The organism is Pelomonas sp. Root1237 (assembly GCF_001425055.1).
Lineage (GTDB): Bacteria > Pseudomonadota > Gammaproteobacteria > Burkholderiales > Burkholderiaceae_C > Pelomonas.
The window spans coordinates 425191-450566 of the sequence record NZ_LMDK01000001.1 but is presented as its reverse complement, the minus strand read 5'-3'; the positions used below and the strand labels follow the sequence as shown (position 1 = coordinate 450566).

Sequence of the window (25376 nt, the reverse complement as noted above, 5' to 3'; positions counted from 1 at the left end):
GGGATTCAATTGACCAGCTTGGCCGGCCGCAGCGACGAAACAAGCGGCGGCAGCAAGGCCAACTGCCGCATCAGCTCGCCGATGCTGTCGGCGCCGCTCTTGGCGCGGATGCTCTGGATCTGGCTGCGCACCGTCGAGATCGCCACGCCCTGGCGCTGTGCGACCTCGGTCGGCTTGACGCCGTTGGACAGCGCCTTCAGCACCTCGGTCTCGGCCGGCGTCAGCTGGTAGCGCAGCGCGAACCACTGCGCGGCCAGGTCGCCGCAGAGCTGGCGGCGCTCCAGGATCAGCAGCACCGCCGCCTGGTTGACATCGCGGTTCAGCGGCACGACGACGACATTGGCGCGGCCGCATTCGGCGCGATCGTCACCCAGGCGCAGCAGGCAGCGCCGACCACTTGCCTCGGCGCCCTCCAGCGCGTCGGCCAGAGGCACCGCGTCGGTCAGCAGGCGGGCCCGCAGATGCTGGCCGACGAGCTCCAGCGGGTGGTTGTCATCCAGCGACGCCCGCGCCGCGAGATTGCTGTGAAGCACACGGCCCGCGCCGTTGAGAAGCACGACGCCGTGGTCGAGCTCCTCCAGCACAAGGCCCATCCATTGGTTGGAAAGCGAGGCCGCCTGACGGCGCTCGCGAGGACGGGAGCCCGGGACCTGCCCCGGCTGCACAAACTCGGACATCCACATCGAAGCACTCCTCGGCCCACCCCATGCGAGCCCTCATCAAAGAGTAGGAGAGCACGTTTCGCTTCGGGCGTAAATGTTGCTGGATGTGTTTGTGAACGAATTACCTCCAACCGCCGTTCAAACGACATCGGCAACATAGGGATTGCTGCGGCGCTCTCTTCCGATGCTGCTTTCCGGCCCATGGCCTGGAATGAAAACGGTGTCGTCACCCATCGGCCAAAGGCGCTGGCGAATGGCGTCGAGCAGCTGCTGGTGGTTGCCGCCAGGGAAGTCGGTCCGGCCGATGCCGCCAGCGAACAGCACGTCGCCGACGAAGGCCCGCTGCGCCGAGGCGGAGTGGAAGACGACATGACCCGGCGTGTGGCCGGGGCAGTGGCGCACGGCCAGGGTCTCATGGCCGATCTGCACCGTGTCGCCATCGTCCAGCCAGCGGTCGGGCTTGAAATCTTCCGCTGGCGGGAAGCCAAACATCTTGCTTTGCTGTGCCAGACCGTCGATCCAGAACTGATCGCCGGGGTGGGGCCCGATGATGGGCAGGCCCTGTTCGCGGGCCAGCTGGCCAGTGCCGCCAGCGTGGTCGATGTGCGCGTGGGTGAGCCAGATGGCCTTCAGGTTCAGCCCGCGCTCGCTGACGGCGGCCAGCAAACGCGGCAGCTCACCGCCGGGGTCGATGACGGCGGCGTCTTTCGTGACGTCGCACCAGACAAGGGAGCAGTTCTGCTGAAAGGGCGTGACGGGGACGGTCAGGTATTGCAGGGCCATTCGGGTGAAAGCTAATAACAAAGTTTCGAACTGAAGGTCAATGTATCGAATCGGCCCACCGAGCTTCACCGAATGCCAATGCCAAAGTTGCGAAGCCCTTGGGCCGCAAGCAACGTATGAATCGGAAACGAAGCAAGCTGCCGACGGGCTAGCGCGGGTGAGCAGACCATGCGCAGAACTCAATCCTCAAACCCGCACAAACCCGTCCGCGCTCCACGCCTGCGAGCCCACGCCGTGGTGCACGAAGAAGAGACCATCGGGGTCGTACCGCGCCTTCACGGCCCGCAGCCGCGCGGCGTTGGCGCCCCAGAACTCGCGCTGCCAGTCGGCGTTGAAGAAGTTGCTCTCCGACACATAGGAGCCTGACCTCGGCGCCACGCGGCGCAGCGCGGCGGCGGTGGCATCAATGGCGCGCGCGTTGCGGTGCGCGTTGGTCAGGTCGGGCGGGGTGCGGGCCAGGCCCGGGTAGGCGGGCGCCTCGCCGTCGGCCATGATGACCAGCGCGAACGACTCGCACACCGCCGGGTTGGTGGCCGTGTTGGCGGCGCTGGCCAGTGCCGCGGGCGGCGCGCCGGCCAAGCCCTTGTTGAAGTGCAGGTCCAGGTGCTTGTGGCGTGTGCTGTCCAGCAGCGCCTGCACCATGCGGGCGCGCTCGCCGGGCTGCAGCAGCGCGGCGGGCAGCCAGAGGGACTCATAGCCGTGTAGCCAGGCGCCCACCTGGGCCTGGTCGCCTTTCCACCAGCCGTGGTGCTTGGGCGCGCCCTCGCGCGTGTCGGGGATCATGGAGCCGTTGCCCTCCATCCTCCACCAGCCGCGCGCATCGTCCGCCCACGCGCCGGGCTCCTCCACCACGCTGAAGTCCTCGGGCGAGTCCTTCACCCAGTCGAAGAACGGCGCCCACACCTGCTGCGCCTGCGCCTTTTCCAGGCCCTGGCACACCATGGAGATCTTGAGCGTGTTGTCCGGCCCGAACGACGCCTGCTCGCCCCAGTGCGGGTTGAAGAGTGAGTCGGCATAGAAGTCCACGAACCGCGCCACGAGGCGCCGGTAGGCCGCGTCGTCGCGGGCCTTGAACTTGCCCCATGCCGCGCCGAAGTGCTGCGGCAGTTCGTGCGTGCGCAGCGTCACGCGCGTCACCACGCCCCAGCTGCCACCGCCTCCGCCCTTCAGCGCCCAGAACAGCTCAGGGTCTGACCGCTCATTGACCGTGCGTACCTGCCCATCGGCCGTCACGATCTCGGCCTCCAACAGGCTGGACGCCGCCGTGCCAAAACCCTTGGAGAAGCTGCCAAAGCCCCCACTCTGGATGAGCCCCGCCACGCCCACGTCCGTGCAGCCACCGCCTTGCACATAGCGGCCAGCCAATGTCGTCACCGCGTGGTACAGGTCAATCCACACCGCGCCCGCCTGCGCGGACACCGCTGGCACCGGCGCCACCTTGCCCTCGCAGCCCTTGGGCACGAAGCCGTCGTGCAACGTCACCTCGTTCATCGCCCGCGTCCAGATCAACAGCGAGTCCGGCGCGTTGGACGTGCCCTGGTAGCTGTGCCCCGCGCCCTTCACCACCAGCCGCAGGTTGTGCTCGCGCGCGAAGTTCACGCCCGCCACCACGTCCACCGTGCTGCCGGCCTTGATCACATAGGCACTCGCCGCCGGCGTCCACGCGTCCAGGTAGCCCGACACCTGTGTGCCCCCGGCCTGGTCGCCCACGAAGAACGGGTTGCGCAGGTTCTTCATCAGCACGCCGCAAGCCGCCGCGACGGGGCTGGCCGCGCACGGCGCCATCAGCGGCTCCACGGCCGACAGGCGCCCGCCCACCGCGTCCTTGAGCCGCTGCCACTGCGCGGCGTCGGGCCAGTCCGGGTCCGTCGGCCGCTTGCGCCGCCGCGCCCGGCCCTGTGCATGGGTGACCAACGGCAGCGCCGCCATGGCCGCTGCGCCTTGAAGAAGATGTCTACGAAGCAACGTGAACTCCCTGGGTCATTGGATGAGCACCAGCATTCCACGGCGCTGCGCGCCTGGCAGGCGCGTTGGGGTGAATGGTGGGGCGAGCGGGGCCAGCGGCTGGCCCGCTGGAAAGACGGGCTAAGGCTCGCAGCGCGCCGCCAGATGACCCACGGCGCGATAGAACGACGCCACATGCAGCGCCTGCGAGAACCGCCCGGCCTCGATGTCGCCGCTGATGGCCGCCTGCGCTATGAAGCTGACCTCGATCTCCTCCGACGGATCGAGCAACTGGGCCGATGCATGGGCCAGGTCGGCCGCAGCGCCGCTGCTATTGCTTGCGGTCGTGCGGCGAGCGGCCCAGGCCGAACAAGAAGATGCCGCCAAGCAGAGCGGTGATCAGCGACGCCATGCCTGATCCAAACAAGGGATGGTGCCCCCACAGGGCCAGGTCATGGTGCTTGAGGGCATGGCCGAACGACAGGCCCAGGAAGGCCAGGCCGACGAGCGCGGCGAACAGCAGCAGCGATACGAAAGCGTGTTGAGCATTCATGTGACTTCCTCAGACTGCAACTTTGAATGGCGGTTTTAGCCAAGGCACCGAAGGTTGGCGAGGCCCAGGTTGAGTGGGGCGTCATCAAGCATGAGGACTTCGCCACGTTTCCGGCATCCGAAACACTGTTTAAATCAACAGTATCATGCCGGGTCGCCGTTGCCAGGTGTGAGGTGCACGCCAAGGCGTTCAATCCCGGCGGCCCAAGGGTCGCCGGGCTTTTTTGCCATCGTGGGGTCGCCAGACAATCCGCCCTGCCATGCCACGCCGACAGCGCCGCGATCACCACCACGTCTATGTCGTGCTGCTGTCTGAACGCGTCTGGAACGAGCCAGCCTTTCGCAAGGCCAACCCCGGCCACGACATCGTCAAGCCCTGCCTGTACGTCGGCATGACGGGCCTGGACCCGGATCTGCGCTTTGACAGGCACATGGCCGGCGTGCAGGCCAATCGCTTCGTCCTGAAGTACGGCGTGCGCCTGATGCCCGAGCTTTACGAGTTCTACAACCCGATGCCCTACGACGCGGCGCGCGACATGGAAGTGGAACTCGCCATCGGCCTGCGTGAGGCGGGCTACGCGGTGTGGCAGGCGTAGACGGGAAAGAGCGGCGTCAGCTCAGTCCCTGAGACCACGCGCCCAGACGCGGTCGGCGGCCTCGAACATCGTGCGGCCGTCCAGCATGGCCGGGTCGCGGACGAGGGCCAACCAATCCAGTGTGTCGTGGTGGCTGCCGGGAATCAGGTCGGTCGACCGTTCCGCCACGAGCCAGGCATGCAGCCTGGCATACAGCGCGGGATGGCGCGCCTGCGCCCAGGCCAGGCCAACGAGATCGCCATAGGCTTCCTCACGCCGCGTGGACCGCATGGCCAGCCAGGCCTGCTGCAGATCCGCGGCCAGGCCGTCCGGGGGCTTGGCGGCGACGAAGCCGGCCGGCACACCATGCCAGGCGCCATCGAGATAGCGGCGGCAATGGCCCAGTTCATGGGCGGCCATCAGCTCCAGGGCCGGGCCGCGCAGCGCGGGGTCGAGGGCGTCGATCTGGCGCTGGCCTTCGGGGTTGCCGCGCATCGACAGCACCAGCTTGCAGCGGCCATCGACAAAACCCAGCGCGAGCGGCGCCGTGCCGGGCTCGGCCTGGGGCTGCACGACGATGTCCACCGGCAGGGCGAGCGCCTGGCGAGCATGGGCAATGACGGGCGTGATGCCCTGCAGCCAGCGCATTTCCAGGGCGGTCAGATCGGCGGCGTGAGCGGTCTGCGACAGCGCGACACACACAAAAGCAAAGGTGGAAAAAAGACGTCTCAGCACGGCAGACACTCCTTGAGAGCATCTTCGGGCGTGACCGGACGAGACTTGACTGCCCCGTGCCGCGCATCCGTGAACTATGCGGACCAAAGCCGGGCTAAGGTGTATCTATGAAAACCATGCGCGACCTGATGACGCCGCCGGCCCATATCCAGGGCCGCGTCGAGACCATCATCGTGCGCGGCGCACCGCGCGACCGGGCCCGACGCATCGAGCAGACGACGGCGCTGGCCGGCATTGGCCTGGCCGACGACCGGCTCGGCCAGCGCGGCGAGGCCGAGCTGTCGACGCGCCAGGTCACGCTGATCCAGCTGGAGCACCTGCCGCTGATCGCGGCATTTGCGCGCAGCGGCCCGATCGACCCGGTCGACCTGCGCCGCAACCTCGTCATCTCCGGCATCAACCTGCTGACGCTGAAGAACACCAAGGTCCGCGTCGGCGCAGCGCTGATCGAGATCGTCGGCCCCTGCGCGCCCTGCTCGCGCATGGAGGAGGTCATCGGCCCGGGCGGCTATGCGGCGATGCGCGGCCATGGCGGCATGACGGCGCGCATCCTCGAGGGCGGCGCCATCCGCGTCGGTGACGTGGTGAGCGTCAGCTGACCTTGCTGCGTGCCCGATCGACGGCGCGTTGGGCACTGGCCGTCGCACTGAGCTGATCTTGCAGAAACTGCGCCAGCCGCGGCTGCTGGCTGAAGGCGGCGTTGAAACGGATGTGCGAGTCGCGAGCGCCATCGGCCGCGAAGGTGGCGCCGCGCACCAGCAGGATGCCGGCGCGAAAAGCCTCCTTCACGACGTTGTCCACGTCGACGCCGGCTGGCAGCGTGCCCCACAGGAACAGGCCGCCCTCGCCCGGATGCTCGAGCAGCACGCCAGCCTGGCGCAGCTGCAGCGTTGCCGCGGCGCGGGCCGCGGCCAGGCGCTGCTGCAGGCGGTCCAGGTGCTTGCGCCAGCGGCCGGCGGCCAGCACTTCCAGCAGCACGTACTCGTTGAGCGCCGCCGTCGTCAGCACCGAGATGATCTTCTCGCGCATCAGCGCCTTCAGCAGCGCCGGCTCGGCCGCCATATAGCCCAGGCGCAGCGCCGGGCTCATGGCCTTGCAGAAGCTGGAGTAGTAGATGACGCGGTCCAGCCCCGACAGCTGGGCCAGCCGCGTCGGCGCGCCGGGGTGGAAGTGGCCCTGCACGTCGTCCTCGGCGATCAGGAAGTCGTGGCGCTGGGCCAGCATCAGCACTCGGTGCAGGTTGGCGGCCGTGCTGCCCCAGCCGGTCGGGTTGTGCAGCACGCTCTGGATGAAGAGCAGGCGCGGGCGGTGCTCGGTGCAGGCGGCGTCCAGCGCCTCCAGGTCGATGCCATCGGGCCGGCGCGGCACCGGCACGATGGTCACGCCGGCCTGGCGCAGGCGGTCAAAGAGCAGGAAATATCCCGGCGTCTCGACGGCGACCGTATCGCCCGGGCGCAGGAAGGCACGACAGATCAGGTCGATGGCCTGGGTGCCGCCATAGGTCGTCAGGATGCGGCCGGCATCCACGGCCACGCCCTGGCTGCGCAGCAGCATCGCGATGCGCTCGCGCAGCTCAGGCAGGCCCTGCGGCGGGCAGCGCGAGGCCATGCCGGCCGTGGCGCGGGCCAGGCCGCGCTGCACGGCGGCCGCGGGGATGGCGTCTTCCAGCCAGGTGGCCGGCAGCGCGCCGCTGCTGGCCAGCAGCACGCCGGCCTTCTGGTCGTTCGCCTGCTGGGCCAGCCAGACGGCCTCCTGCTCCTCGCCGGCCTCCACGCGGGCGGCGTCGGGCATGGCGTCGGCCGGGCCCTCGGCGACGAAGAAGCCGGCGGTGCCGCGCGAGTCGATGAGGCTGGCAGCGACGAGGCGGTCGTACGCGACGACGACGGTGTTGGGGCTGACGCCCAGCCGCGACGCGAGCTGGCGGATGGAGTTCAGCCGTGCGCCGGGCGGCAGCTGGCTGCTGGCGATCAGCGCGTGCAGGCGCTGCTCGATCTGATCGGCCAGCGGCGTCGGGGAGTCGCGGTCCAGAGAAAACATCAGCGCAGCAGCATCAGGGCCAGCACAACCAGGGAGGTGGCCATGATGACATTGAAGGCGCGGCGGCGCGCCGGGCTGGACAGGAAGCGGGAAATGCCGACGCCGAACAGCGCCCACATCGAGACGCAGGGGAAACCGATGAGGGCGCCCGCGAAGCTGACGAACAAGGCGCCGCTGACGATGCTCCACTGCGCCGGCATGAAGACCGACGCCACCGTCACCGCGCGGATCCAGCTCTTGGGGTTCACCGCCTGGAACAGCGCGGCCTCCGCGAACCCGACCCGTTCCGGCGGCCGGCCATTGGCGGCGGGCGCCACGGCCAGCTTCCAGGCCAGCACCAGCATGTAGAGGGTGCCGGCCAGCTTCAACATTTCGTGCAGCACCGGCCAGGCCGTGAAGACGACACCCAGGCCCGCACAGGTCGCGAAGGTCAGCACGGCCACGCCGGTGTTGGTGCCCAGGATGGCCGGCAGCGTGCGCCGGTAGCCGTAGTGGGCGCCGTTGGCCACCAGCATCATGTTGTTGGGGCCGGGGGTGCTGGACATCAGCAGGCAGTAGGTGGCGAAGGGCAGCATCTCGTTCATGGGGCCATTGCAGCGCCCGGCGGCCGGGACGTGAAGCTACAGCGCGCGGTGCCGTGCGGCGTGCTGTATCAATGCGGCGACCGACACAATGGCCGTATGAGCTTCACCCTTCGCGCCGCCTGGGCCCTGGCCGCTGCCGTCGCCGCACCCGTCTGGGCCGAGCCGCCCGCCTACCGCACCCAGGGCCAATGCGACGGCCTGCCCGCCATCACCTCGTTGAAGGTCGCGCCCGAGTTCTGCCTCGCATTGGCCGCCTCCAACCTGGGCCGGCCACGCGGTGTGCTGGCGCTCAGTGCCAACCGCCTGCTCGTCACCGACATGGGCAACTGGAACCCCGGCCATGGCCGGCTGCTGGGGCTGACCCGCGAGCCGGGCCAGCCCTTCAAAGTCACGGTGCTGCTGAAGGGCCTGGACCGCCCGCATGGGCTGCGCAAGGACGCTCAGGGCCATGTGCTGCTGGCCGAGGCGCACCGGATCAGCCGCGTCGAACTGCCCGCGGGCCGGCTGCAGCCCCTCGTCACCGAGCTGCCCACCCAGGGTCGCCACCCGCTCAAGTCTTTCGCCGTCGACGCCGCCGGCGCCCTCTTCGTCAACTACGGCGCGCCGAGCGACCATTGCGAGGCCATGGACGGTGTCGCGGCCGGCACGGCCCAGGGTTGCGGCCAGACGGGCGGCAAGGCGCCGCTGGCGGCGGTCTGGAAGTTCACGCCGAAAGATGGCGGCGCATGGGAGGGCCAGCCCTTCGCGTGGGGCCTGCGCAATTCCGTCGGGCTGGCTTTCCACCCCGACAGCGGCGAGCTCTGGCAGGCCGAGAACAGCCGCGACAGCCTGCCCGGCGACAAATACGACAAGGCAAGCCCGCCCGATGAACTCAATCGCGTCGAACCCGGCCGCCACTACGGCTGGCCGCATTGCACCGGCACCGACATCCTGGACAGCAGCTTCGGCGCGCACAGCTGCCAGGACTTCACCCCACCGGTGAAGCTGCTGCCGGCGCATGCCGCGCCGCTGGGCATGCTGTTCTACGGCAAGGCCGGGCCGGCGAAATGGCAGGGCAGCCTCGTCATGACCTGGCATGGCTACCAGTCGACGGGCCATCGGCTGATGGCCTGGCGCTTCGATCGCAAACACCAGCCCATGGGCGAGCAGCTGCCGCTGATCGCGGGATGGAGCGCCCAGGCCGGCAAGCACCCGATGGGCGCGCCGGTCGATGTCGACCAGGACGAGCAAGGCCGCCTGTGGATCACCGAGGACCGCAATGGCGACCTGCTGCTACTCGCGCCGCGCTAGTCCATGGACTCGCTGATCTCCGCCGCAGCCCGCGCCCTGGCCGCCGGCGATGCGCTGGCGGCACTGAAGCGCGTCGCGCTGCGCGAGGACCCGCCTGCGCTGGCCTTGCGCGGCATCGCGATGGCCCAGCTCGGCGAGCTGGCCCGGGCGCGCGAGCTGCTCAGGCGCGCGGCCCAGGGCTTTGGCGCGCAGGAGGCCACGGCACGGGCGCGCTGCGTCGTCGCCGAGGCAGAGGTGGCGCTGGCCATGCGCGACTTCAGCGCCGCACCGCGCGCGCTGGAGGCCGCCATGGCCGCGCTCGAAACGCGCGGCGACCGCGTCAACGCGCTGCAGGCCCGACTGATCGCGGCGCGGCGGCAATTGCTGTTGGGCCGACTCGATGCCGCCTCGGCCTTGCTCGCGCCGCTTGACGACCAGGCATTGCCACCCCTGCCCGCTGCCGTGGCCGCCCTGGCCGGCGCGGAACTGGCGCTGCGCTCGCTGCGCATGGCCGAGGTGCACGCCGCCCTCACACGCGCTCGCGACGCAGCCGCACGGGCCGGCGTGCCGGCGCTGATGGCCGAGGCCGCCGACGCTGCTGCCGTGCTCGACCACACCGCCGCACGCCGGCTCGTGGCCGGCGCCTGGCAGCCGCTGCGCCTGCACGAGGTGGCCGCGCTGATGGACTCGGGCGCCGTCGTTGTCGACGCATGCCGCCACGCGCTGAGTGCCGGGGAGTTGCGCGTGCCACTCGCCCGCCGCCCCGTCCTGTTCACGCTGTTGCGGGCCCTCGCCGAGGCCTGGCCGGGCGAGGCCGAGCGCGACACGCTGATTGCCCGCGCCTTTCGCATCCGCGAGGTCGACGAAACCCATAGAGCGCGGCTGCGCGTCGAGATTGGAAGGCTGCGTGCCCTGGTCAAGCCCGTCGCCGGCATCGAGGCGACCGCACGCGGTTTTGCGCTGCGCGCTCCGGAGGTGGCCGTGCTCTCGCCACCGATGGAAGGCGAGGCCAGCGAGCTGCTGGCCCTGCTGTCCGACGGCGCCGCCTGGTCCACCTCGGCCCTGGCCCTGGCCCTGGACGCCAGCCAGCGCACCGTGCAACGCGAGCTGGCCGAACTGGAGGCCGCAGGCCGCGTGCGCGCCATCGGCCAGACGCGCTCGCGGCGCTGGCTGGCGCCGCCGCTGACCGGATTCACGACGATCTTGTTACTCCCCGCCGCGCTGCAGCTTGGCTAAGGTTCGCCCATCGCAAGGAGCAAACCATGAACACCGTGATCCACCCCGCCGAGATCGTCCGCGAATACGGCCCCTTCGAAGGCGGCAAGAGCGTCGCCGGCGTCACCCACGACGGTCGGCGCGTCTGGGCCGCCACCGGCGCCGCCCTGGTCGCCTTCGACCCCGCCAGCGGCGAGGCCCAGCAGCGCATCGAGCGCCCCTGCGACGCCGGCACCGCCTTCGACGGCCGCTACCTCTGGCAGCTCGCCGAAGCCCGCATCGACAAGATCGACCCCGCCACGGGCAGCGTCGTTGCCTCCATCCCGGCGCCGGGCCAGGGTGGCGACTCCGGCATGGCCTGGGCCGAGGGCAGCCTGTGGGTGGGCCAGCACCGCGGCCGCAAGATCCACCAGATCGACCCCGCCACCGGCGCCATCCAGCGCACCATCGAGTCCAACCGCTTCGTGACCGGCGTGACCTGGGTCGATGGCGAGCTCTGGCACGGCACCTGGGAGGACGACGCCAGCGAGATCCGCCGCATCGACCCCGCCGATGGCCGCGTGCTTGAAAGTCTGCAGATGCCCGCCGGCACCAATGTCAGCGGCCTCGAATCCGACGGCGCTGACTTGTTTTACGCCGGCGGCGGCGGCGCGGGCAAGGTCCGCGCCGTGCGCCGCCCCAAGCGCGCCTAACCACTGATTCCCCCTGAGCAGAACTCACCCGAACCCCGGGTGGAGCCGCTGCATTGCCTTCACCCACCCAAGGAGCCTTTGATGAACGCCCCCATTTCTCATCCTGTCGTCACCCGCGATCTCTGGATCGCCGAACGCAAGAACCTGCTCGCCCGCGAGAAGGAACTGACCCGGCTGCGCGACCAGGTCGCCGAAGAGCGCCGCACCCTGCCCTGGGTGCGCCTGGACGACAACACCTACGTCTTCGACACGCCGGCCGGCCCGCGCAAGCTGAGCGAGCTGTTTCAGGGCAGGCGCCAGCTGTTGGTACAGCACTTCATGTTCGGCCCCGGCTGGGAGCAGGGCTGCAAGAGCTGCTCTTTCATGGCCGACCACCTGGACAGCATGGCGCCCCACCTGGCCCAGCGCGACATCGCGCTGCTGGCGGTGTCGCGCGCGCCGCTGGCCGACCTCGAGGACTTCAAGCGCCGCATGGGCTGGCAATTCGCCTGGGCCTCGTCCAACGGCAATGACTTCAACCGCGACTTCCACGTCAGCTTCACGCCGGCGGACCGGGTCGACGGCGAGGTCTATTACAACTTCCACATGACGCCCTTCCCGAATGAAGAGGCGCCCGGCATCAGCATCTTCTGCAAGGATGACGACGGCCAGGTCTTCCACACCTACTCGACCTTCGGCCGTGGCGTGGAAGTGATGATGGGCAGCTACAACCTCATCGACCTGACGCCCAAGGGCCGTGACGAGGCGGGCCTGAGCTACACCATGGAGTGGGTGCGCCACCACGACCGCTACGAGTCGCAGGCGCCAGCAGCAGCGGCTTGCTGCGGCCAGAAGGCCTGACGGTCATGAGCGCCACCAGCCTCTGGCCGTGGCTGGCCCTGGCCGGCGCCGGCGCCCTGCACGGCTTGAACCCGGCCACCGGCTGGGGCCTGGCCGCCTGCTCGCAGAACGCGCGCCGGGCCTTGCTGCCTATCGCGCTCGGGCATGCCGGCGCAATCGGCGGCGTGGCGGTGCTGGTGGCGCTGGGCGGGTCCATGGGCAGCGGGCAACTTTTGTGCGGCCTGCTGTTGCTGCTGGCGCTGGCGCTGCGGCGCGCCAAGGCCGGGCTGGCGTTGTGGTCCTGCCTGGTGGCCAGTGCCCATGGCAGCGGCATGATGCTGGTGCCAGCATTGGTGCCGCTATGCCTGAGTGCCTCGCCGGCCCGCGAGATCACTGCCTCGGGCTCGCTGCTGCTGGCCTTGGCGGCCGTGGCCGTCCACATGGCGGCGATGCTGGCCGTGACGGCAGCCCTGGCCCTCGTGGGGAAACGGTGGATTTCTATACTGGCCGCCCTTGCCAACCGCCTGCGCGGCGCCCGCCATGACCCAAGCCCTCACTCCTCCGTCAACGCCCGCGCCCGGTGATGAACTGCAGGCTGTCGTCGAGGCCTTGCGCGACGAACGCAGGCGCTGGCGCGAGGCGCACCGCCGCGGCGGCGACGGCCGCGAGCTGCCGTCGCGCGAGCTGCTGGCAGGCATGGTGCAGTGCCTGTCGGGCGCGCTGTTCCCGATGCGCCTGGGGCCGCCAACGCTGCAGCCCGAGAACGAGGATTTCTACGTCGGCCACACCATCGGCACCGCCATGGCAACACTGCGCCAGCAGGCCGCGCTGGAGCTGCGCCACGAGGCCCGCCAGCGTGGCGATGACACACCCAGCCAGGATGCCGCCGAGCTGGCCACTCGCTTCCTGCGCACCCTGCCCGGCGTGCGCGTGCTGTTGGACAGCGACGTGCTCGCCGCCTACCAGGGCGATCCGGCGGCGCGCAGCGTCGACGAGGTGCTGCTGTGCTACCCCGGCGTGCGCGCCCTGATCAGCCACCGCCTCGCGCATGAGCTCTACAAGCTCGGCCTGCCGCTGATCGCCCGCGTCGTCGCCGAGCTGGCGCATGCCGACACGGGCATCGACATCCACCCCGGTGCCACGATCGGCAGCGGCTGCTTCATCGACCATGGCACCGGCGTGGTCATCGGCGAGACGGCCGTCATCGGCGAGCGCGTGCGCATTTATCAGAACGTCACGCTGGGCGCCAAGAGCTTCCCCACCGACGGCGACGGCAATCTCGTCAAGGGCCAGCCGCGCCATCCCATCGTCGAGGACGAGGCCGTCATCTATGCCGGCGCCACCGTGCTGGGCCGCGTCACCATCGGCCGCGGGGCCGTCATTGGCGGCAATGTCTGGCTGACGCGCAGCGTGCCGCCGGGCAGCCTCGTCACGCAGGCGGACTCCCTGGCCGGCACAACCTGAAACAGCGAGCGCCCGCCGTGGCGCTAAGGTGGTGACATGCAAGCCGATGAACAAGAGATCCGTGATCTCGTGACGACTTGGATGGCCGCCACGCGCGAGGGCGATGTCCAGGCCGTGCTCGCACTGATGACGGATGACGCCGTCTTCCTGACGCCCGGCCGGGCCCCGATGACCAAGAGCGATTTCGCCAAGGCCGCCGAGGGCCAGGCACGCGGCGAGGCGCCGAAGTTCGACGGGCACAGCGAGATGCTGGAGGTGCAGATCCTGGGCGACTGGGCCTTCATGCGCACCCGCCTGAGCGTGACCGCCACACCGCCGGATGGTTCGCCGCCGACACGCCGCGAGGGCCACACGCTGACGCTGCTGCGCAAGGATGGCGGCCGGTGGAAGCTGGCGCGTGACGCCAACCTGCTGGCGCCGGTAGCCTAGCGCTTACTCTGATCAAGCCCCAGCCAGCGCGCCAGTGGCGCCAGCGTCGGGCCCTGGATGAGCAGAGACAGCAGCACGACGACGAAGGCCACGTCGAAGAAGCGCCAGCCGTTCGGCAGGCCGGCCAGCACCGGGTAGGTGGCCAGCACAATAGGCACCGCGCCGCGCAGGCCCGACCAAGCCACGAAACACTGTGCCCGCCAGCTAAAGCCCAGCGGCGCCAGGCACAGGAAGACCGCAGCGGGCCGCGCGACCAGCATCAGGCCGGCCGCCAGCAGCAGGGCCGGGCCGATCAGGCGCAGAACCTCATGCGGCGTGACCAGCAGGCCCAGCAGCAGGAACAGCACCGCCTGGGCCAGCCAGGTGTAGCCGTTCAGCCCGGGCAGGCTCATCGCCGCCACGCGTTCGGCACGGTGGCGCACCAGCAGGCCGGCGACATACACAGCCAGGAAGCCCGAGCCGCCGCAGCGGTTGGTGACGGCGAACAGCAGGAAGCCCAGTGCCGCCATCAGCAGCGCCGTCAGCCCGTCGTGGTCATCTGTGATGGGCAGCTTGCCCACCCACCATGCGGCCAGCAGGCCGCCCAGCACGCCGGCGAGCAGGCCCAGCCCGAGCTGCTCGCCCAGCAGGGGCAGCAGGTCGACCAGGCTGTTCACCTGCGCGTCGCCCGGCTGGCCGAAGGGCATCAACCAGGCGATCAGGCCGATGGTCAGCACCATGGCCATGGGGTCGTTCAGGGCCGACTCGACCTCGATGGTGGCCGCCAGGCGTGGCTCCAGACGCAGCTTGCTGGCGGCGAACTGCGCGAACACGGCGGAGGCATCGGTGGACGAGACCGCCGCGCCCAGCAGCAGGCCTTCGGTCCACGGCATGTCCAGCACCGCCTTCGCGATGCCCGCGACGATGGCGGCCGTGATCGCGACGCCTACCGTGGCCAGCAGGCTGGCCGGCAGCATCGCCCGGCGCACCTCGCTCCAGCGCGTGCGCAGGCCGCCATCGAACAGGATGAGGGCGAGCGCGAGATTGCCGACGGTGACGGCCAGCCGGTGGTCGTCGAAGGGCAGGCCCAGCGGCCCATCCACGCCGGTCAGCATGCCAACCGCCATGAAGACGAGCAGATGCGACAGGCCGAGGCGGTGGGTGTAGAGGGCGCCGGCGATGGCGACGAGAACCAGGGCCGCAATGGCCGCCGTCAGCAACTCGGGGCCGGCGGCGGCGCTGTGGATCACAAAGTTCAGCCTGCCGCGGCGGGCACGATGTCAGGCGCGTCGGGCGAGGCGCCTTTGCGCGTTGCCGCCGGGCCAGCCGGCGCCGGTGACTGCAAGCCGACAACGTTGACGGTGTTGGTGGTGAACGCCAGACGGATGCCGCGCTGCTGCAGCTCGCGCATCAGCGCCAGGTTCAGCGTCTGCTGGTGGTCCATGTAGACGTCATAGCTGGGATCGTTGACGCGGTAGACCACCTCGAAGTTCAGCGAGTTCTCGCCGAAGCCCTTGAAGTGGGCCCGTACCAGTTCGAGCTTGGGGTCGGCGTCGATCAGCCCCTTGACCAACGGCGGCACCGCGGCAGCGTCGTCGGCGGACGCATCGGACGTGATGCCGAAGGTGAAGGCGACGCGGCGCGTCTGCAGGCGCTTGAAGTTGGCCACCGTGCGCTTGAGCAGTTCGGCGTTGGACATGACGATCTGCTCGCCGCCCAGGCTGCGGATGCGCGTCGTCTTCAGGCCCACGCGCTCCACCGTGCCGGTGACGTCGCCGACGGTGATGGAGTCGCCCACCTCGAAGGGCTTGTCCACCGCGATGGCCAGCGACGCAAACAGGTCGCTGAGGATGTTCTGCACGGCCAGCGCCAGCGCGATGCCACCGATACCCAGGCTCGCAACAAAGGCCGTGATGTTGACACCGAGGTTGGATAGCACGGCGAGCACTACCACCACCCACAGCGCGCCGCGCAGGCCCCAGCTGAGCAGCGTGGCCGAGGCCGACAGCGCCGCCGTACCGCCATGGCGCGTCTGCTGGGCCGCGAGCACCTGCGCCACCGCCTGCTGGGCCCACAGGCCGAGCTGCAGGGCCACGACGGCGAACCACAGCTGCGACACGCGGTCATGCCAGCGGTCGTCCAGCGGCAGCATGTTGAGCCCGACCAGCAGGCCCACCACCCAGATCAGCGCGCCATTGGTGCGCTCCAGCACGCTGACGAGGCCGTCGTCCAGCGTGCTGCTGGTGCGCTGCGACAGTTTGCGCAAGCGCTGCACGACGAAGCGCAGGCCGACCTTGATGATGACGATGGTCAAGGCGCCGGCCAGCACGGCGGGCAACACGTCGGTCCAGCCCACATCGGGCCAAGCGGCCTGCATGCGCGCAATGAATTCATTCCAGGTCATCGCGACCTCCTGCAGTCTTCAATCCCATGACCGTAGGTGCGCCGTTCCCGCCAGTCTGTCAGCGGGTGACAGCCGGCAGTGTGGGCCTCGGCTGACAGGGACGACCGTCGTGGACGGGGTGTCGGCTGACACCGCGCAGCGGCGCCGACATCTAAGGTCTAAGCCTCACGGTTTCCGCCTTGAAACCCTTTGAAAGAGGATCCGCCATGGACACCACCACCCACCATGACATGCAGGCCCTGTTCTGCCAGCTCGGCCTGCCGGATTCGCCGGCCGAAATCAAGCAGTTCATCCGCCTGCACCGGCCGCTGCCGCAGACGCTGAATCTGTCGGAGGCCCCGTTCTGGAACGCCAGCCAGGTCGCCTTCATCCGCGAGCAATGGCATCAGGACGATGGTGACTGGTGCGGGCAGATCGACCAGCTGAACGCCCTGCTGCGCGAGCATCCCGACCCCTCGGAGCTGGCCCAGGCTCCAAACGACAGCACCGGCGGATGAAACAGCCCTCGTGGTCGGCGCTGCTCAACCGCAACGCCGCGCTGTTCAAGCGGGCGACCCAGCCGCTGCGCGAGCGCCATCGTCCGCCGTCCAGCGCGGGCAGCTGGTTGATGGGCCTGGTGATGGCCGCGGACGGGCCGCGCCGCTACTACCTGTTCCGGCCCGCGAGCGTGCGCTTCGGCGAGCGGCTGCCGTTGCTCGTCATGCTGCATGGCTGCCACCAGGACGCCAAGAGCTTTGCCGCCAGCACGCGCATGAATGCCGTCGCCACGCGCGAGCGCTTCCTGGTGCTCTATCCCGAGCAGCCACGGCTGTGCAACACCCAGGGCTGCTGGAACTGGTTCGACACACAGTCGGGCCGCGCCTTCGCCGAAGCCGGCTGGATCATGAAGGCCGTCGACCAGGTCTGCATGCTGTACACGGCCGACCGCGAGCGCATTGCCGTGGCCGGCCTGTCGGCCGGCGCCAGCATGGCGGCCCTGCTGGCCACGCGTTACCCACAGCGCTTCAAGGCCCTGGTCATGCACTCGGGCGTGCCGCCCGGCACGGCGAGTTCGCCGGTCTCGGCCGTCGGTGCGATGCAGGGACGACGCCAGCCGCTGCCACCCGGCCCGGCCCAGGACTGGCCGCCGCTGATGGTCATCCACGGTGACGCGGACCGCGTCGTGTCAGCCCGCAACGCCGGTTCTGCGGCGCTGATGTGGTCCGAGGCGGCCGGCGCGCACCAGGAGCCGGCGCAAGAACAGCGCCGCGGCAAGCGCTACCCGATGCGGGTGACGCAGTTCAAGCGCTCGCGCGAGGTGGTGGCGACGCTGGTGGAGGTCGACCGACTGGGCCACGCCTGGAGCGGCGGCGCGGCGCGCCAGCGCTTCAGCGACGCCAACGGGCCGGACGCATCACGCATGGTCTGGCGCTTTGTGGCGCGGCAGTTCGAGGCAAAGCAGACAAAGATCCAATCCCTTCGCTGAGCGCCGGCATTGCCGGACCGCTTGCACTTCAATCCATGATTCGATAATAATGGAAGTATGGATGAACAAGCCGTCGAGCAATTTGTAATCAAGGCCCTCGCCGCCCTGGCCCAGCCGCTGCGCCTGCGGGTGTTCCGCGCCCTGGTCGTCGTCGGTGATGCGGGGCTGACACCCGGCGCCATCCAGGAGGGGCTGGGCGTAGCACCAGCCACGCTGTCCTTCCATCTGAAGGAACTCGTCAACGCGGGCCTGGTGACCCAGGAGCGCGCCAGCCGCAACCTGATCTATCGCGCCCAATACGACAGCATGAACTCGCTGCTGGGCTATCTGACCGAAAACTGCTGCCAGGGCGCCACCTGCGTCGTGCCGAGCGGCACGGCATCCTGCTGCTGAGATCGCCATGACCACCCACGTCCTCATCCTCTGCACCCACAACTCCGCCCGCAGCGTGCTCAGCGAGGGCATGCTGAACCACTGGGCAAAGAAGCTCGGCCGCGACGTGCAGGCGCACAGCGCCGGCAGCGCCCCGAGTGGCCGCATCAACCCCTTTGCGCTGGAGGCCCTGAGCAACGCCGGCGTCGATATCTCGGGCTACCGCAGCAAGAGCTGGGATGAATTCAGCCAGGACGGCGCACCACCGCTGTCCATCGTCATCACCGTCTGCGACAGCGCGGCCGCCGAGCAGTGCCCGGTCTTTTTCGGTGGCAGCGGCGGCCAGCCGGTCAAGGTGCACTGGGGCTACCCGGACCCGTCCAACGCCGAGGGCGGCGATGAGGGCAAGCGCCGCGCCTTCGAGCTGACGCGCCAGGCCATCGGCTTTCGGCTCCTGCAACTGCTGGCCCTGCCACTGGCCACGATGAGCAAGGCCGAGCTGCAGCAAGCCCTCGTCGGGATCTCGAAGGCATGAACCTGCCTCGCCGACTCCTCGCCGAAGCCCTGGGCACGGCCCTGCTGCTGGCCATCGTCATCGGCTCCGGCGTCATGGCCGAGCGCCTGTCCGGCGGCAACGTGGCCCTCGCGCTGCTGGCCAACACGCTGGCCACGGTCGGCGGCCTGTACGTGCTGATCGAGGTTTTCGGCCCAGTCAGCGGCGCTCACTTCAACCCCGCCGTCAGCGCCGTGATGGCTTGGCGTGGCGAGCTGCCTGTCGCCGCCCTGCTGCCCTATGTCGCCGCGCAACTGACCGGCGCAATGCTGGGCGCGTGGCTGGCCCACGCAATGTTCGACATGAGCGTGCTGCAGTTCTCGACCAAGCTGCGCGCCGGCACGGGGCAGTGGATCGCGGAGGGCGTCGCGACCTTCGGCCTCGTGCTCGTCATCCTGCGCGCGCCGGGCTCGCGCGTCGCGGCCATGGTGGCGGCGTATATCGGTGCGGCCTACTGGTTCACCGCGTCGACCTCCTTCGCCAATCCGGCGGCCGTGTTCGGCCGCATGTTCAGCGACAGCTTCGCCGGCATCGCGCCCGCCAGTGCACCGGGCTTTGTCGTTGCTGAACTGGTGGGTGCCGTGATGGCCGTGGTGGTGAACCGCGTACTGTCAGGCACGGCCGCCGAGGTCACGGCCCGACGCGCGGCCTGACCGTGACTTGAACGTGCGGGGCTGCGAGCCCCGCCTTTTTGACCCAGGTGGTTGCTATTGACAACGAACAAAGCGGACCTCAACATGCGCCCGGATAGTTGCTATACACACCCAAATGACCGAGTCCGCCCCCGGCAGCCTGTTGCGCGAAGTGGCGCGCCTGTACACCCGCGCCCAGCGCGTCGTGGCCGACTGCTGCCGCACCACCAGCACGCAATGCCATCTGCTGACCGAGCTGGGCCGCTCCGGGCCGCTGCCGCTGTCGGAACTGGGCACGCGGGTCAGCCTGGAGAAGAGCTGGGTGTCGCGTGCCGTGGAGGCCATGGCAGCCCGTGGGCTGGTGAGCAAGGAGCCGAACCCGCTCGACGCAAGGAGCTGGCTCGTCACGCTCACCGCCGACGGCGAACGCACCGTCCGTGAGCTGAACCAGACCCTCGACGACCATGCCCAGCAGTTGCTGGCATCCCTGAGCGAGCGCGAACGCGCCGCCGTCGAGACCTCTTTGCTGACGCTCCTGAAGGCATTGCGCGAAGACCCGGCCGCGACCTGCTGCCTGCCGCCCCAAGTGCTGAAGGAGCCCATCCAGGATTCCAAACCATGCTGTTGAACGACACCCCCTCCCTGCGCCAGGCCGGCGCCGCCGACTGGCCCGCCATCGAAGCCCTGCTGCTGGCGAACAAGTTGCCCACCGAGGGCGCGCAGGCGCACCTGCCCACCTATCTGCTTGCCATCAGCAATGGCGAGGTCGTTGGCTGCGCCGGCGCCGAGGTCTACGGCCATGTCGCCGGAACCATCGCGCTGCTGCGCTCGGTGGCCATTGCGCCGGGCCTGCACAAGCAGGGCATCGGGCGCCTGCTCGTCGAGCGGCTGCTGCAGGAAGCCCGCTCGCGCGACATCGCGGCCCTCTATCTGCTGACCGTCACGGCGCCGGAGTACTTCGCGCAATACGGCTTCAAGCGCATCAAGATCGAGGAGGCGCCCCAGGCGCTGAAAGCCTCGGCCGAGTTCCAGGGCGCCTGCCCGGCCTGTGCGGCACTGATGACGCTGGTGCTGCGTGAAGCGCCGGTCGCCGATGGCCCGCTGCCGGTCGCGGTGCTTGGCGCCGGGCCGGTCGGGCTGGCGGCGGTCGCCCAGCTCATCGAGCGCGGCTTGCCGTTTGTCGCGCTGGAGGCCGGCGCGACGGTGGGCGCCAATCTCGTCGACTACGGCCATGTGCAGCTGTTCTCGCCGTGGCAGTTCGACGTCGACCCCGCGATGGCCCGCCTGCTGTTGCCCACTGGCTGGACAGCGCCGCCGGCGGCCGAGCTGCCCAAGGCCGGCGAGGTGGTCGAGCGCGTGCTCAAGCCGTTTGCGGCCCTGCCGCAGGTGGCCGGCGCGTTGAAGCTGGGCGCACGCGTCGTGGCCGTCAGCCGCGAGGGTTTCGACAAGGTCAAGAGCGCCGGGCGCGACCAGGCTGCCTTCCTGATCCGCTACGAGCAAGGCGGCGAAGTGCACGAGCTGCGCGCCCGCGCCGTCATCGACGCAACCGGCACCTGGAACCAGCCCAATCCGGTCGGCGCCAACGGCCTGCACGCCATCGGCGAGACCGAGGCAGGGGCGCAGATCTTCTACGGCATTCCCGACGTGACGGGCGCGCAGAGGGCGCGCTACGAGGGGCGGCGCACCCTGGTCGTCGGCGCCGGCCACTCGGCCGCGAATGCGCTGCTGGCGCTGGCCGAACTGGCCAGGCAGTCGCCCGGCACGCGCCTGGCCTGGGCCGTGCGCACGCCGACGCTGCAGCGCGTCTTCGGCGGTGGCGACGCGGACGCCTTGCCTGCCCGCGGCGCGCTGGGCACGTCGCTGCGCCGGCTGCACGATGGCGGTGCACTGGAGTTCTTCGCTGGCCTGCGCATCACGCGGATCGAGCGCGTGGGCGGGCAGCTGCGCCTCAGCGGTTTGGACCCGAAACAGCAGCCCGTCGTCGTTGACGGTGTCGACGAAATCATCTGTGCGACCGGCCAGCGCCCCGACCTGTCGCTGGCCAGCGAGCTGCGCGTCAAGCTCGACCCGTGGCTGGAATCCACCGAAGCGCTGGGGCCGCTGATCGACCCGAACCTGCACAGCTGCGGCACGGTGCGCCCGCATGGCCACCGCGAGCTGGCCCACCCGGAGCCGGGCTTCTACACCGTGGGCGTGAAGAGCTATGGCCGCGCACCGACCTTCCTGATGGCGACGGGCTTCGAGCAGGCGCGCTCGGTCGTCGCCGCTATCGCGGGCGACCTGACGGCGGCGGACCGGGTCGAACTGGAGCTGCCGGAGACGGGTGTCTGCTCGGTCAACCTGGCGGTCGAAGGCGAAGCGTCCGGCTGCTGCGGCCCGGCAGCGGTGGTGGCCGTGGCCGCGCCCAAGTCGGGCTGCGGCCCGAGCAGCTGCGCCCCCAAGCCGGCGCCGGAGCGCGCCTCGCGCTGCTGCGGCTGAGCATGGCGGCCAGCCGCCTGCGCGTCGTCGGCTCGCTGGGCACGGCCCAGACGCTGGCCTGGGCCTCGACCTACTACCTGCCGGCCATGCTGGCGCGGCCGATGGCGGCGGAGCTGGGCGTATCGGAGCCTACGGTGTTCGCGGCCTTTTCCGCGGCCCTGGTCGTCTCGGCGATCGTCGGGCCGCACTCGGGCCGCCGCATCGACCATTGGGGCGGCCGGCCGGTGCTGATGGTGACCAGCCTGCTGTTCGCCGTCGGTCTGGCGCTGCTGGCCCTGGCCGATGGGCCGGTCGGGCTTTTCGCCGCCTGGCTGGTGTTGGGCGTGGCGATGGGCGGCGGGCTCTACGAGGCAGCCTTCGCGTCGCTGGTGAGGCTGTACGGCCATGACGCGCGCAGTGCCATCACCGGCATCACGCTGATCGCGGGCTTTGCCAGCACCGTCGGCTGGCCGTTGACGGCGGCGCTGGAGCACACCTTCGGCTGGCGCGGCGCCTGCTGGGCCTGGGCGGGGCTGCATCTCCTGGTGGGCCTGCCACTGAACGCCTGGCTGCCCAAGGCCGCGGCGCTGGCGGTGTCCACCCAGGCGCCAGCGGCTGCGAACGGCGAAGCGCCGCCGATGCGGACCGCCGCGCTGCTGGCCTGGGTGTTCGCGGTGACGTGGTTCATCAGCACGGCGATGGCTGCACATCTGCCACGGCTGCTGGACGCCGCGGGTGCCACGCCAGCGGCGGTCATCTTGATCAGCGCCCTGGTCGGCCCAGCCCAGGTCGCGGGGCGGCTGCTGGAGTTCGGTTTCCTGCGGCGCTTGCACCCCTTGCAGTCGGCGCGCGCCGCGGCGCTGATGCATCCGCTGGGCGCGGCCCTGCTGGCCGTCATCGGCGCGCCTGCCGCCATGGTGTTTGCGCTGCTGCATGGCGCGGGCAACGGCGTGCTGACCATCGCCAAGGGCACGCTGCCGCTGGCCTTGTTCGGGCCGCTGGGCTACGGGCAGCGCCAGGGCTTGCTGGTGCTGCCGGCGCGCCTGGCGCAGGCGCTGGCGCCATGGCTGTTCGGCCTGCTGCTGGCGGACTTCGGAACCGGCGTGCTGTGGTTGTCGACCGGTCTGGGCCTGAGCGCGCTGGCCGCCCTGCTTTTCATCCATGTGCCCGCGCGCACCACCCAGCCATTCATGGAGGACCCGCCTTGAAGATCCGCACCGCCACCCCCGAGGACGGCGCCGCCGTCGCAGCCATCTATGCGCCCATCGTGGCCCACACCAGCATCTCCTTTGAGACGGAGCCGCCGGACGCGCAGGAGATGCGCAGCCGCATCGAGAAGACGCTGGCCAGCCTGCCCTGGCTGGTGGCTGAGGATGCAGACGGCGCCATCTGCGGCTATGCCTATGCCAGCAAGCACCGCGAACGGGCGGCCTACCAGTGGTCGGTGGACACGACGGTCTATGTGCGCGAGGGCATGCGCGGCCAGGGCGTCGGCCGGGCGCTGTACGAGCGGCTGCTGCCGCTGCTGGCCGAGCTCGGCTACTTCCAGGCTTTTGCCGGCATCGCCTTGCCCAATGCGGGCAGCGTCGGCCTGCACGAGGCAGTGGGTTTCGAAGCCCTGGGCGTGTATCGCAACGTCGGCTTCAAGAACGGCGAGTGGCGCGACGTGGGCTGGTGGCAGAAGGCGCTCAGGCCCCTGGACACACCCTCGCCGCCCCAGGCCTTCAGCGCCCCGCGTTGATCTGCTGGATCAGCGCCCGGTGGCTGGGCAGATCGGCGATGGCGCGGTCGGCAAAACGCTGGATCTTGGCGAACAGCTTGTCGGCGTCCGCCATCTGCGGGAAATCGCTGCGGCCGGCGCTGAGGTCGGTGGCGAAGCCCATGCCGTAGAGGATGTACTGGTAGTTGAAGAAGGCGAAGGTTTCGGTGTCGAGCACGAAGTCGAAACGGCCCGGCGGGCGCAGCTGCCACTCCTCCAGCAAGCCGGCCAGTCGATCCGGGATGGTGGCCGGCGCGGCGTTGTCGCGCCAGAAGGGCTCCTGCCGCTGGCTCAGGCAGTAGTGCAGCTTCAGGAAGTTGATGATGTTCTCGAAGCGCGCCGTCATCAGCTCGTTGAAGCGCCGCGCCGGTGCGTGCATGGGGCCGCTGTGCGGCAGCATCTCGGCAATCATGCCGACGGCCGCCTCGATGAGGACGAGGCCGGTGGCCTCCAGCGGCTCCAGGAAGCCGGCCGACAGGCCGACGGCGACGCAGTTCTTCACCCACTGCTGCTCGCGGTAGCCGGGCGTGAAGGGGATGCTGCGCATTGCCAGGTCTTCGTTGCCCGCGCCGCAGTAGCCGCGCAGGATGTCGGCGGCACGGTCGTCGCTGAGATGGTCGCTGGAATAGACGCAGCCGATGCCGCGCGCGCCGTTCAGGCCGATCTCCCACAACCAGCCCGCCTCGTGGGCGGTAGCGATGGTGGAGCTTTCCATGACCGCATTGGCATCCAGCGGCACCTTGCAGGCCAGGGCGCGGTCGACGAAGAGCTGGTGGCGCACGGACTTGAAGTTCGAACCCATCGCCCGGCCGATGAGCTCGGCGCGAAAGCCCGTGCAGTCGATATAAAGCTCGGCCTCGAAACGGCCCAGCTGGGCGGTGTCGAGATGGGCGATGGCGCCCGTCGCATCGAGAACGACGTCAGTCACCGTGCCTTCGACGTGGCGCACGCCGAGCTCACGGGCGCGCGCGGCCAGCAGCTTGGCGAGCTTGAGCGCGTCGAAGTGGTAGGCGTAGTTCAGCGGCGCGGCATAAGGCGCTTCGCCGGCCCGCTTGGGCGCGCGGTGGGCTTCGGCGACGCGCACCTGCAGCGTCATGGCCTCGGCGAAGGGCATGCGCCCGGCCTCGTCCTGCAGCAGCCAGTAGGGCACCAGGTTGAGGTCCTCCGTGTAGAAGGGCGCTTCGAAGGGATGGAAGAACTGCTGATGCTGGCCCGCGGTGGGCGTGCGCGCCCAGTCGACGAAGCGGATGCCCTGCTTGAGCGTGGCCGAGGTCTCGCGGATGAAGCGCGCCTCGTCGATGCCGAGGAATTGGAGCGTGCTGCGGATGGTGGGGAAGGTGCCTTCGCCGACGCCGACGCTGCTGATGTCGGGCGACTCCAGCACGGTCACCTCCAGGTGGCTGCGCTCGGACAGCTTGAGGGCCTTGGCCAGGTAGGCGGCGGTCAGCCAGCCGGCCGTGCCGCCGCCGACGATGAGAATGCGTCGCTTGTTCATGCTCTCGTATAGAGGTTCTTCAGCCACTGCTGGCCGGTCTGGGCGCCATGGCTCCAGTCCTCGTCCTCGTCACTGGGCTGGGCGACGTAGCCGGAGGGGTTGAGCAGCTTCACGCGCCCGACGCGGAATGCCGAGACGCGGTGGGTGACGAAGGTGAGGCCATGTTCCAGCGCCGTCGCGGCGAGCAGGCCGTCGCGGGTATTGGCATAGGGCAGCTGGGCCCGGCGGCGCACGACGGCCGCGTCCACCGGCAGCACGCGGCCTTCGAAGGCGGGAATGACGCGGCTATCGATCCAGTCGCGCACGACGAGGCCGGCGGCGCGGTCCTTGCGGCCCAGGCGGGCGGCGGCGTTCTCGATCTCCAGCAGGTTCAGCGCCGAGATGAAGAGTTTTTGGCGCGGCAGGCCGGCGGCCCAGGCGGCCAGGCCGGCGTCGGACTGGCCGGCCTTGGCCTTGCGCAGTTCGAGAACGATGCTGGTGTCGAGCAGGAACATGGCGCC

The 25376-nt window shown here is 69.8% G+C and carries 30 protein-coding genes; 18 read left to right on the top strand and 12 right to left on the bottom strand.

Translation table 11 applies throughout. The annotated features are described in order from the left end of the window. Positions 1-5: 5 nt before the first annotated feature. The 5 genes from ASC91_RS02065 to ASC91_RS02050 all read right to left on the bottom strand — a co-directional run bounded on the left by ASC91_RS02065 (position 6) and on the right by ASC91_RS02050 (position 3942). Positions 6-683, bottom strand: a complete 678-nt coding sequence (locus tag ASC91_RS02065) for a LuxR C-terminal-related transcriptional regulator (protein ID WP_082532346.1) — start codon at positions 681-683, stop codon at positions 6-8. Positions 684-800: 117 nt separating this feature from the next. Continuing rightward, on the bottom strand, positions 801-1445 hold the full coding sequence (locus tag ASC91_RS02060; RefSeq protein WP_056191587.1) for an MBL fold metallo-hydrolase: 645 nt from the start codon (positions 1443-1445) through the stop codon (positions 801-803). Positions 1446-1631: 186 nt separating this feature from the next. After that, positions 1632-3374, bottom strand: a complete 1743-nt coding sequence (locus tag ASC91_RS02055; RefSeq protein ID WP_200955210.1) for an FAD-binding oxidoreductase — start codon at positions 3372-3374, stop codon at positions 1632-1634. Between the two features lie 156 nt (positions 3375-3530). Next, positions 3531-3680: a hypothetical protein gene (locus ASC91_RS29150; RefSeq protein ID WP_157281027.1), complete on the bottom strand. Its 150-nt coding sequence runs from the start codon at positions 3678-3680 to the stop codon at positions 3531-3533. 40 nt (positions 3681-3720) lie between these two features. Beyond that, positions 3721-3942, bottom strand: a complete 222-nt coding sequence (locus ASC91_RS02050) for a hypothetical protein (protein WP_056191584.1) — start codon at positions 3940-3942, stop codon at positions 3721-3723. A gap of 259 nt (positions 3943-4201) precedes the next feature. On the opposite strand from ASC91_RS02050, the gene ASC91_RS02045 reads away from it, so the two are divergent. Next, on the top strand, positions 4202-4537 hold the full coding sequence (locus ASC91_RS02045) for a hypothetical protein (RefSeq protein ID WP_056191582.1): 336 nt from the start codon (positions 4202-4204) through the stop codon (positions 4535-4537). Positions 4538-4558: 21 nt separating this feature from the next. Here ASC91_RS02045 and ASC91_RS02040 read toward each other — a convergent pair whose 3' ends face one another. Continuing rightward, on the bottom strand, positions 4559-5251 hold the full coding sequence (locus ASC91_RS02040) for a hypothetical protein (protein ID WP_235531777.1): 693 nt from the start codon (positions 5249-5251) through the stop codon (positions 4559-4561). Positions 5252-5358: 107 nt separating this feature from the next. On the opposite strand from ASC91_RS02040, the gene ASC91_RS02035 reads away from it, so the two are divergent. After that, a complete protein-coding gene (locus ASC91_RS02035; RefSeq protein WP_056191580.1) occupies positions 5359-5850 on the top strand; it encodes an MOSC domain-containing protein in 492 nt (163 codons plus the stop codon). On the opposite strand, the gene ASC91_RS02030 is transcribed toward ASC91_RS02035, so the two are convergent. Next, positions 5843-7288: a PLP-dependent aminotransferase family protein gene (locus ASC91_RS02030; protein WP_056191578.1), complete on the bottom strand. Its 1446-nt coding sequence runs from the start codon at positions 7286-7288 to the stop codon at positions 5843-5845. The genes ASC91_RS02035 and ASC91_RS02030 overlap by 8 nt on opposite strands. After that, positions 7288-7872 (bottom strand): LysE family translocator, encoded by a 585-nt coding sequence (locus ASC91_RS02025; RefSeq protein WP_056191576.1) that lies wholly within the window; start codon positions 7870-7872, stop codon positions 7288-7290. Before ASC91_RS02025 ends, ASC91_RS02030 begins: the two co-directional genes overlap by 1 nt. A 96-nt stretch (positions 7873-7968) precedes the next feature. Here ASC91_RS02025 and ASC91_RS02020 point away from each other — a divergent pair, with 96 nt between their 5' ends. The 7 genes from ASC91_RS02020 to ASC91_RS01990 all read left to right on the top strand — a co-directional run bounded on the left by ASC91_RS02020 (position 7969) and on the right by ASC91_RS01990 (position 13760). Then, positions 7969-9162, top strand: a complete 1194-nt coding sequence (locus tag ASC91_RS02020; RefSeq protein ID WP_056191574.1) for a sorbosone dehydrogenase family protein — start codon at positions 7969-7971, stop codon at positions 9160-9162. 3 nt (positions 9163-9165) lie between these two features. After that, positions 9166-10377 carry a hypothetical protein gene (locus ASC91_RS02015; protein WP_056191572.1) on the top strand — a complete coding sequence of 404 codons (1212 nt, stop codon included), beginning with the start codon at positions 9166-9168 and terminating at the stop codon, positions 10375-10377. Between the two features lie 26 nt (positions 10378-10403). Further along, on the top strand, positions 10404-11048 hold the full coding sequence (locus tag ASC91_RS02010) for a hypothetical protein (protein ID WP_056191570.1): 645 nt from the start codon (positions 10404-10406) through the stop codon (positions 11046-11048). A gap of 81 nt (positions 11049-11129) precedes the next feature. Beyond that, the gene (locus ASC91_RS02005) at positions 11130-11888 is read left to right on the top strand and encodes a thioredoxin family protein (protein WP_056191568.1); all 759 of its coding nucleotides are present in this window, start codon (positions 11130-11132) and stop codon (positions 11886-11888) included. A 5-nt stretch (positions 11889-11893) separates the two neighbouring features. Further along, a complete protein-coding gene (locus ASC91_RS02000; protein WP_056191566.1) occupies positions 11894-12451 on the top strand; it encodes a hypothetical protein in 558 nt (185 codons plus the stop codon). Continuing rightward, positions 12408-13331 carry a serine O-acetyltransferase EpsC gene (gene epsC, locus ASC91_RS01995; RefSeq protein ID WP_056191564.1) on the top strand — a complete coding sequence of 308 codons (924 nt, stop codon included), beginning with the start codon at positions 12408-12410 and terminating at the stop codon, positions 13329-13331. Before ASC91_RS02000 ends, epsC begins: the two co-directional genes overlap by 44 nt. Positions 13332-13367: 36 nt before the next feature. Beyond that, entirely contained in the window at positions 13368-13760 is a 393-nt protein-coding gene (locus ASC91_RS01990) for an SgcJ/EcaC family oxidoreductase (protein ID WP_056191562.1), read from the top strand. Here ASC91_RS01990 and ASC91_RS01985 read toward each other — a convergent pair. Next, the gene (locus ASC91_RS01985; protein WP_056191561.1) at positions 13757-14989 is read right to left on the bottom strand and encodes a potassium/proton antiporter; all 1233 of its coding nucleotides are present in this window, start codon (positions 14987-14989) and stop codon (positions 13757-13759) included. The two genes, ASC91_RS01990 and ASC91_RS01985, sit on opposite strands and share 4 nt — an antisense overlap. 5 nt (positions 14990-14994) lie before the next feature. Then, positions 14995-16143 carry a mechanosensitive ion channel family protein gene (locus ASC91_RS01980; RefSeq protein ID WP_056191559.1) on the bottom strand — a complete coding sequence of 383 codons (1149 nt, stop codon included), beginning with the start codon at positions 16141-16143 and terminating at the stop codon, positions 14995-14997. Positions 16144-16349: 206 nt separating this feature from the next. Between ASC91_RS01980 and ASC91_RS01975 the strand changes: the two genes are divergently transcribed. From ASC91_RS01975 to ASC91_RS01935, 9 genes are all read left to right on the top strand, one after another. After that, a complete protein-coding gene (locus tag ASC91_RS01975) occupies positions 16350-16640 on the top strand; it encodes a DUF2789 family protein (RefSeq protein WP_056191557.1) in 291 nt (96 codons plus the stop codon). Further along, positions 16637-17608 (top strand): PHB depolymerase family esterase, encoded by a 972-nt coding sequence (locus ASC91_RS01970; protein WP_082532343.1) that lies wholly within the window; start codon positions 16637-16639, stop codon positions 17606-17608. The genes ASC91_RS01975 and ASC91_RS01970 overlap by 4 nt, the downstream gene beginning before the upstream one ends. Before the next feature lie 57 nt (positions 17609-17665). Continuing rightward, positions 17666-18001: a helix-turn-helix transcriptional regulator gene (locus ASC91_RS01965; protein WP_056191556.1), complete on the top strand. Its 336-nt coding sequence runs from the start codon at positions 17666-17668 to the stop codon at positions 17999-18001. Positions 18002-18008: 7 nt separating this feature from the next. Next, positions 18009-18515, top strand: a complete 507-nt coding sequence (locus ASC91_RS01960) for an arsenate reductase ArsC (protein WP_056191554.1) — start codon at positions 18009-18011, stop codon at positions 18513-18515. Next, positions 18512-19186: an MIP/aquaporin family protein gene (locus ASC91_RS01955; protein WP_056191551.1), complete on the top strand. Its 675-nt coding sequence runs from the start codon at positions 18512-18514 to the stop codon at positions 19184-19186. Before ASC91_RS01960 ends, ASC91_RS01955 begins: the two co-directional genes overlap by 4 nt. 115 nt (positions 19187-19301) lie before the next feature. Beyond that, positions 19302-19793 (top strand): MarR family winged helix-turn-helix transcriptional regulator, encoded by a 492-nt coding sequence (locus ASC91_RS01950; protein WP_056191549.1) that lies wholly within the window; start codon positions 19302-19304, stop codon positions 19791-19793. Next, entirely contained in the window at positions 19784-21643 is a 1860-nt protein-coding gene (arsN2, locus tag ASC91_RS01945) for an arsenic resistance N-acetyltransferase ArsN2 (protein WP_082532342.1), read from the top strand. Before ASC91_RS01950 ends, arsN2 begins: the two co-directional genes overlap by 10 nt. Before the next feature lie 2 nt (positions 21644-21645). Next, positions 21646-22830 (top strand): MFS transporter, encoded by a 1185-nt coding sequence (locus tag ASC91_RS01940; protein ID WP_056191547.1) that lies wholly within the window; start codon positions 21646-21648, stop codon positions 22828-22830. After that, positions 22827-23363, top strand: coding sequence for an arsinothricin resistance N-acetyltransferase ArsN1 family B (locus ASC91_RS01935; protein WP_056191545.1), 537 nt, complete (start codon positions 22827-22829; stop codon positions 23361-23363). Before ASC91_RS01940 ends, ASC91_RS01935 begins: the two co-directional genes overlap by 4 nt. Here the strand turns inward: ASC91_RS01935 and ASC91_RS01930 are convergent. Both ASC91_RS01930 and ASC91_RS01925 read right to left on the bottom strand, forming a co-directional pair. After that, positions 23347-24876 (bottom strand): tryptophan halogenase family protein, encoded by a 1530-nt coding sequence (locus tag ASC91_RS01930; protein WP_056191542.1) that lies wholly within the window; start codon positions 24874-24876, stop codon positions 23347-23349. The genes ASC91_RS01935 and ASC91_RS01930 overlap by 17 nt on opposite strands. Further along, entirely contained in the window at positions 24873-25370 is a 498-nt protein-coding gene (locus tag ASC91_RS01925; RefSeq protein WP_056191541.1) for a PIN domain-containing protein, read from the bottom strand. Before ASC91_RS01925 ends, ASC91_RS01930 begins: the two co-directional genes overlap by 4 nt. Positions 25371-25376 lie beyond the last annotated feature (6 nt).

What these genes read in the sequence shown, in the direction of transcription:
- ASC91_RS02065 (WP_082532346.1), bottom strand. Translation starts at nt 683, where the DNA reads ATGTGGATGTCCGAGTTTGTGCAGCCGGGGCAGGTCCCGGGCTCCCGT.
- ASC91_RS02060 (WP_056191587.1), bottom strand. Translation starts at nt 1,445, where the DNA reads ATGGCCCTGCAATACCTGACCGTCCCCGTCACGCCCTTTCAGCAGAAC.
- ASC91_RS02055 (WP_200955210.1), bottom strand. Translation starts at nt 3,374, where the DNA reads ATGGCGGCGCTGCCGTTGGTCACCCATGCACAGGGCCGGGCGCGGCGG.
- ASC91_RS02050 (WP_056191584.1), bottom strand. Translation starts at nt 3,942, where the DNA reads ATGAATGCTCAACACGCTTTCGTATCGCTGCTGCTGTTCGCCGCGCTC.
- ASC91_RS02045 (WP_056191582.1), top strand. Translation starts at nt 4,202, where the DNA reads ATGCCACGCCGACAGCGCCGCGATCACCACCACGTCTATGTCGTGCTG.
- ASC91_RS02035 (WP_056191580.1), top strand. Translation starts at nt 5,359, where the DNA reads ATGAAAACCATGCGCGACCTGATGACGCCGCCGGCCCATATCCAGGGC.
- ASC91_RS02030 (WP_056191578.1), bottom strand. Translation starts at nt 7,288, where the DNA reads ATGTTTTCTCTGGACCGCGACTCCCCGACGCCGCTGGCCGATCAGATC.
- ASC91_RS02025 (WP_056191576.1), bottom strand. Translation starts at nt 7,872, where the DNA reads ATGAACGAGATGCTGCCCTTCGCCACCTACTGCCTGCTGATGTCCAGC.
- ASC91_RS02020 (WP_056191574.1), top strand. Translation starts at nt 7,969, where the DNA reads ATGAGCTTCACCCTTCGCGCCGCCTGGGCCCTGGCCGCTGCCGTCGCC.
- ASC91_RS02015 (WP_056191572.1), top strand. Translation starts at nt 9,166, where the DNA reads ATGGACTCGCTGATCTCCGCCGCAGCCCGCGCCCTGGCCGCCGGCGAT.
- ASC91_RS02010 (WP_056191570.1), top strand. Translation starts at nt 10,404, where the DNA reads ATGAACACCGTGATCCACCCCGCCGAGATCGTCCGCGAATACGGCCCC.
- ASC91_RS02005 (WP_056191568.1), top strand. Translation starts at nt 11,130, where the DNA reads ATGAACGCCCCCATTTCTCATCCTGTCGTCACCCGCGATCTCTGGATC.
- ASC91_RS02000 (WP_056191566.1), top strand. Translation starts at nt 11,894, where the DNA reads ATGAGCGCCACCAGCCTCTGGCCGTGGCTGGCCCTGGCCGGCGCCGGC.
- epsC (WP_056191564.1), top strand. Translation starts at nt 12,408, where the DNA reads ATGACCCAAGCCCTCACTCCTCCGTCAACGCCCGCGCCCGGTGATGAA.
- ASC91_RS01990 (WP_056191562.1), top strand. Translation starts at nt 13,368, where the DNA reads ATGCAAGCCGATGAACAAGAGATCCGTGATCTCGTGACGACTTGGATG.
- ASC91_RS01980 (WP_056191559.1), bottom strand. Translation starts at nt 16,143, where the DNA reads ATGACCTGGAATGAATTCATTGCGCGCATGCAGGCCGCTTGGCCCGAT.
- ASC91_RS01975 (WP_056191557.1), top strand. Translation starts at nt 16,350, where the DNA reads ATGGACACCACCACCCACCATGACATGCAGGCCCTGTTCTGCCAGCTC.
- ASC91_RS01970 (WP_082532343.1), top strand. Translation starts at nt 16,637, where the DNA reads ATGAAACAGCCCTCGTGGTCGGCGCTGCTCAACCGCAACGCCGCGCTG.
- ASC91_RS01965 (WP_056191556.1), top strand. Translation starts at nt 17,666, where the DNA reads ATGGATGAACAAGCCGTCGAGCAATTTGTAATCAAGGCCCTCGCCGCC.
- ASC91_RS01960 (WP_056191554.1), top strand. Translation starts at nt 18,009, where the DNA reads ATGACCACCCACGTCCTCATCCTCTGCACCCACAACTCCGCCCGCAGC.
- ASC91_RS01955 (WP_056191551.1), top strand. Translation starts at nt 18,512, where the DNA reads ATGAACCTGCCTCGCCGACTCCTCGCCGAAGCCCTGGGCACGGCCCTG.
- ASC91_RS01950 (WP_056191549.1), top strand. Translation starts at nt 19,302, where the DNA reads ATGACCGAGTCCGCCCCCGGCAGCCTGTTGCGCGAAGTGGCGCGCCTG.
- arsN2 (WP_082532342.1), top strand. Translation starts at nt 19,784, where the DNA reads ATGCTGTTGAACGACACCCCCTCCCTGCGCCAGGCCGGCGCCGCCGAC.
- ASC91_RS01940 (WP_056191547.1), top strand. Translation starts at nt 21,646, where the DNA reads ATGGCGGCCAGCCGCCTGCGCGTCGTCGGCTCGCTGGGCACGGCCCAG.
- ASC91_RS01930 (WP_056191542.1), bottom strand. Translation starts at nt 24,876, where the DNA reads ATGAACAAGCGACGCATTCTCATCGTCGGCGGCGGCACGGCCGGCTGG.
- ASC91_RS01925 (WP_056191541.1), bottom strand. Translation starts at nt 25,370, where the DNA reads ATGTTCCTGCTCGACACCAGCATCGTTCTCGAACTGCGCAAGGCCAAG.